This is a genomic window from Microbacterium sp. (assembly GCF_041909575.1).
GTDB lineage: Bacteria > Actinomycetota > Actinomycetes > Actinomycetales > Microbacteriaceae > Microbacterium.
The window spans coordinates 1-5,023 of sequence record NZ_JAYRDE010000156.1; the positions used below are offsets into that span (position 1 = coordinate 1).

The following is a 5,023-nucleotide window of genomic DNA, read 5'->3' on the forward strand; positions in this document are numbered from 1 at the left end:
CGGGCGCGACATCCCCGTGCACCTTCGACTTGCCGGTCTCGGGGTCGACCTCGCGGGTGACGCCGACGTCGAGCACCGCCGCGCCGGGCTTGACGTCCTCCGCCCGCACGATGTGCTTGACCCCGGCGGCCGCGACGATCACGTCGGCCTGGCGCAGGTGGTGCGCGAGGTCGGGGGTTCCGGTGTGCGTCAGGGTCACCGTCGCGTTGTACTCCCGGCGCGTGAGCAGCAGGCCGATCGAGCGGCCGATCGTGACGCCGCGCCCGACCACGACCACGTCCTTTCCGCCGAGGTCGTAGCCGTTGCGTGTGAGCAGCTCGATCACGCCGCGCGGCGTGCACGGCAGCGGCGACGTGATCGGCGTGTTCACGTTGAGCACGAGGCGGCCGAGGTTCGTCGGATGCAGGCCGTCGGCGTCCTTCGCGGGGTCGATGCGCTCGAGGATCGCGTCGGTGTCGAGGTGCTTCGGCAGCGGCAGCTGCACGATGTACCCGTGGCACGCCGGGTCGGCGTTGAGCTCGTCGATCAGCGCCTCGACCTCGGCCTGCGTGGCGTCGGCGGGCAGCTCGCGCTGGATCGAGTTCATGCCGATGGACTCGGACTCGCGGTGCTTCATGCCGACGTACAGCTGCGACGCGGGGTCCGCACCGACGAGCACCGTCGCGATTCCGGGCGTGATGCCGCGCTCGGCGAGCGCGGCGACCCGCACCGCGAGTTCGGCCTTGATCTGTGCCGCGGCGGCCTTGCCGTCGAGACGGACGGCGACCATTACTGCTGCAGGCCGGGGTACAGGGGGAAGGCGGCGGTCAGCGCGGCGACGCGGGCACGCAGCGCCTCGACGTCGGCGCCGGGGAGCAGCGCCAGCGCGATGACGTCGGCGACCTCGGTGAACTCGGCGTCGCCGAAGCCGCGCGTCGCGAGCGCGGGCGTGCCGATGCGCAGGCCCGAGGTGACCATCGGCGGACGCGGGTCGTTCGGGACCGCGTTGCGGTTGACGGTGATGTGGATCTCGTGGAGGAGGTCCTCGGCCTGCTTGCCGTCGATCTCGGCGTTGCGCAGGTCCACGAGCACGAGGTGCACGTCGGTGCCACCCGAGCGGACCGTGATTCCGGCATCCGCGACATCCTGCTGCGACAGGCGCTCGGCGATGAGGTGCGCGCCGCGCAGCACGCGCTCCTGGCGCTCCCGGAACTCGGGGGTCGCGGCGAGCTTGAACGCGGTCGCCTTCGCGGCGATCACGTGCATGAGCGGTCCGCCCTGCTGGCCCGGGAAGACGGCCGAGTTGATCTTCTTGGCGATGTCGGCGTCGTTGGTGAGGATGAAGCCCGAGCGCGGGCCGCCGATCGTCTTGTGCACCGTGGACGACACGACGTGGGCGTGCGGGACGGGGTTCGGGTGCAGCCCGGCGGCGACGAGGCCGGCGAAGTGCGCCATGTCGACCCAGAGCAGCGCGCCGACCTCGTCGGCGATCGCGCGGAAGGCTGCGAAGTCGAGCTGACGCGGGTAGGCCGACCAGCCGGCGATGATGACCTTCGGCTGGTGCTCGACGGCGAGGCGGCGCACCTCGTCCATGTCGATCGTCGACGTCTCGGGGTCGACGCCGTACGCGACGATGTCGTAGAGGCGGCCCGAGAAGTTGATCTTCATGCCGTGGGTCAGGTGGCCGCCCTGGTCGAGCGAGAGCCCGAGGAGCGTGTCGCCCGGGCGCGCGATCGCGTGCAGCACGGCGGCGTTCGCGGTCGCACCGGAGTGGGGCTGCACGTTGGCGAACTCGGCGCCGAACAGCTCCTTCGCGCGAGCGATGGCGAGCTCCTCAGCGACGTCGACCTCCTCGCAGCCGCCGTAGTAGCGGCGGCCGGGGTAGCCCTCGGCGTACTTGTTCGTGAGCACCGAGCCCTGCGACTGCAGCACCGAGACGGGCACGAAGTTCTCGGAGGCGATCATCTCGAGGTAGCCGCGCTGGCGGTCGAGCTCGCGCTCGAGCACCTGGGCGATCTCGGGGTCGACCTCGGAGAGGGGGGCGTTGAAGTACTGATCGGTCATGGCGATCTCCTTGACTGCGGCTTTCGGGGTGCGCGGCACGGGGTGCCGGGAAACACATCGGCCCAGGCGTGCGGTCGAATGCCGTAGTCGGTCGCTCCCCGGTGGTGGCCCACCTCAACGCCAGTCGCGACATCCCGAGCATAACGGATGCTGCGCCCCTGGTCCGAGCGGATGACGCCCTGCTAGGCTGGCGCCACGCCTATTTGTTAGGACGCTTTACATGAACCGTCGCCGGGGACGGGCCGTCGCGGCCGCGGTCCTCGCCGCCGCCGTGCTGGCAGGCTGCGCGCCCGCCGCCCAGAATGGAGCCACTGTGTCGCTCGCCGTCGTCCCCGCCCCCGCCTCGCTCGTGCAGACCGAGGCCGCGCCGTTCCGCCTGACCGCTTCGACGCGCGTCACGGGCGATGCGGATGCCGCTGCCGCCGCATCCGCGCTGGTCCGGGCGCGCACCGGCCTGACGCTCGCCGCCGGAGGCGACGGCCCGGCGATCGCGCTCCGCATCGAGCGCGGCGGCGCGGCCGAGTCCTACCGGCTGCAGGTGGACGAGGCATCCGTCGTCGTCACCGGCGCGGACGCCGCCGGGCTGTTCTACGGCGTCCAGACGCTCGGCCAGCTCATCCGGCCGGACGGGGACGCCTGGATCGTGCCGGCTGCCGAGATCGACGACGCTCCCCGGTTCGCCTACCGCGGCGTGATGCTCGACGTCGCGCGCCACTTCCACTCCGTCGAGACGGTCAAGGGGTACATCGACCGCGCGGCCGGCCTGAAGCTGAACGCCCTGCACCTCCACCTCAGCGACGATCAGGGCTGGCGCATCCAGCTCCACTCGCGCCCCGCGCTGACCGAGCGCGCCTCGGCCACCGCCGTCGGCGGCGACGAGGGAGGCTTCTACTCGAAGGACGACTACCGCGAGATCGTCGCCTACGCGGCATCCCGGCACATGATCGTCGTGCCCGAGATCGACATGCCGGGCCACACGCACGCGGTGGGACTCGCCTATCCCGAGCTCGTCGAGGAGCCGGTCATCTCCGACCACGTCCGCGACACCGCGAGGGAGTACGGCGGGGACCTGCCCGAGAACGGGACGCCGTACGACGGCATGGCGGTGGGGTTCTCGTCGCTGAAGATCCACGACGAGGCGACCTACGACTTCGTGTCGGACGTCTTCGGCGAGCTCGCCGGCATGACCCCCGGGCCGTACCTGCACCTCGGCGGCGACGAAGCCCTCGGCACGCCCGACGAGGACTTCGCGCTGTTCGTCTCGCGCGCGAGCCAGATCATCGCCGACCTCGGCAAGACGCCGATCGCGTGGCACGAGGCGGGGTCCGCGGCCGGTCTCGCGGACTCGACGATCGGGCAGTACTGGGGGTTCGTGCAGCCGACGGAGGGCATGGACGAGAAGGCGCGCGGGTTCGTCCGCAACGGCGGGCAGCTGATCCTGTCGCCGGCCGACGCGATCTACCTCGACATGAAGTACCCCACCGGCCCGGAGCTCGGGCTCACCTGGGCGAACGGCCCGACGAGCGTGCAGCGGGCGTACGACTGGGAGCCCTCCGCGATCGTCGACGGCATCGACGAGTCCGACGTCCTCGGCGTCGAGGCGCCCCTGTGGAGCGAGACCATCCGCACCGCCGCCGACCTCGACACGATGGCCTTCCCCCGCATCGCCGCCGCGGCCGAGGCCGCGTGGTCTCCCGCGACCGGGCGCAGCGACCTGCGCACGTGGGAGTCGTTCCGCGAGCGCGTCGGCGCCCTCGGCCCGCTGTGGACCAGCCTCGGCATCGGGTTCCACCCGTCCGGCGAGATCGAGTGGACGACCGGGTGAGCACCCTCGTCCACTCCGTCCGCCTCGTCGACGCCGGGCGCGTCACCGAGGACGCGTGGGTCCTCTTCGAGGGCGGGCGCGTGACCTCTGCCGGCGCGGGGCCCTCGCGACCCGGCGCCGACGAGGACGTGGACGGTGGGGGCGGATGCCTCACCCCCGGCTTCGTCGACATCCACGGCCACGGCGGCGGAGGCGCCTCGTACGACGACGGCCCCGAAGCGATCCGGTCGGCGCGCGCCCTGCACCGCGCGCACGGGACGACGCGGGCCGTGATCTCCCTCGTGACCGCCTCGCTGGACGAGCTCGCCGCCCGCGCGGCGATGGTCGCCGACCTCGCCGAGCACGACGACACGATCCTCGGCTCGCACCTCGAGGGCCCGTTCCTCGATCCCGGGCACCGGGGCGCGCACACCGAAGCACTGCTGCGCGCGCCGGACGCGGCATCCGTCTCCCGCCTGCTCGAGGCGGGTCGCGGCACGATCCGCCAGCTCACCGTGGCCCCCGAGCTGCCGGGCGCGCTCGACGCGATCGCCCGGCTCTCCGCCGCCGGCGTCGCCGTCGCCGTCGGGCACACCGATGCGGATGCCGAGACCACGCGCCGCGCGTTCGACGCGGGGGCGACGGTGCTCACGCACGCGTTCAACGCGATGCGCGGCATCCACCATCGCGCTCCCGGGCCGGTGATCGCGGCGCTGCGGGACCCGCGCGTGACGCTCGAACTCGTCGCCGACGGCGTCCACGTCGACCTCGACGTCGTCGCCACCGCGTTCGCCGCCGCCGGTGACCGCGTCGCGCTGGTCACCGACGCGATGGCGGCAGCGGGCTCGTCCGACGGCGGCTACGACCTCGGCGGCCTCGCCGTCTCGGTCGAGGACGGCGTCGCGCGACTCGTGGACGGCGGCGCGATCGCCGGATCCACGCTCACGCAGGACGCGGCGCTGCGCCGGGTCGTGGCCGCGGGCGTGGACCTGCCGGTCGTGGTGGCAGCGCTCACGCGGGTTCCCGCCCGCGCGATCGGACGCGACGATCTCGGACGGCTCGACGTGGGTGCCGTCGCCGACGCGGTGCTGCTCGATGACGCCCTGCGGGTGCAACGGGTGTGGACCGCGGGCGCGGAGGACTGATCTGGGCCGCTCGCCGCGCAACCCGGGGCGT

General features: G+C 72.9%; 4 protein-coding genes and 1 riboswitch. Of the genes, 2 read left to right on the forward strand and 2 right to left on the reverse strand.

All coding sequences use genetic code 11. The annotated features are described in order from the left end of the window. Positions 1-769 (reverse strand): bifunctional methylenetetrahydrofolate dehydrogenase/methenyltetrahydrofolate cyclohydrolase (locus ACE3O1_RS14770; protein WP_374316337.1); only part of this gene is annotated, 769 nt, incomplete at its 3' end. After that, positions 769-2,043 carry a serine hydroxymethyltransferase gene (gene glyA / locus ACE3O1_RS14775; protein WP_374316339.1) on the reverse strand — a complete coding sequence of 425 codons (1,275 nt, stop codon included), beginning with the start codon at positions 2,041-2,043 and terminating at the stop codon, positions 769-771. The genes glyA and ACE3O1_RS14770, both read right to left, overlap by 1 nt. A gap of 53 nt (positions 2,044-2,096) precedes the next feature. Then, positions 2,097-2,181: riboswitch (ZMP/ZTP riboswitch) on the reverse strand. Positions 2,182-2,263: 82 nt separating this feature from the next. On the opposite strand from glyA, the gene ACE3O1_RS14780 reads away from it, so the two are divergent. Both ACE3O1_RS14780 and ACE3O1_RS14785 read left to right on the forward strand, forming a co-directional pair. Beyond that, the gene (locus tag ACE3O1_RS14780; RefSeq protein ID WP_374316341.1) at positions 2,264-3,868 is read left to right on the forward strand and encodes a beta-N-acetylhexosaminidase; all 1,605 of its coding nucleotides are present in this window, start codon (positions 2,264-2,266) and stop codon (positions 3,866-3,868) included. Continuing rightward, positions 3,865-4,992 carry an N-acetylglucosamine-6-phosphate deacetylase gene (locus tag ACE3O1_RS14785; RefSeq protein WP_374316343.1) on the forward strand — a complete coding sequence of 376 codons (1,128 nt, stop codon included), beginning with the start codon at positions 3,865-3,867 and terminating at the stop codon, positions 4,990-4,992. Before ACE3O1_RS14780 ends, ACE3O1_RS14785 begins: the two co-directional genes overlap by 4 nt. The last annotated feature ends 31 nt before the right edge of the window (positions 4,993-5,023 follow it).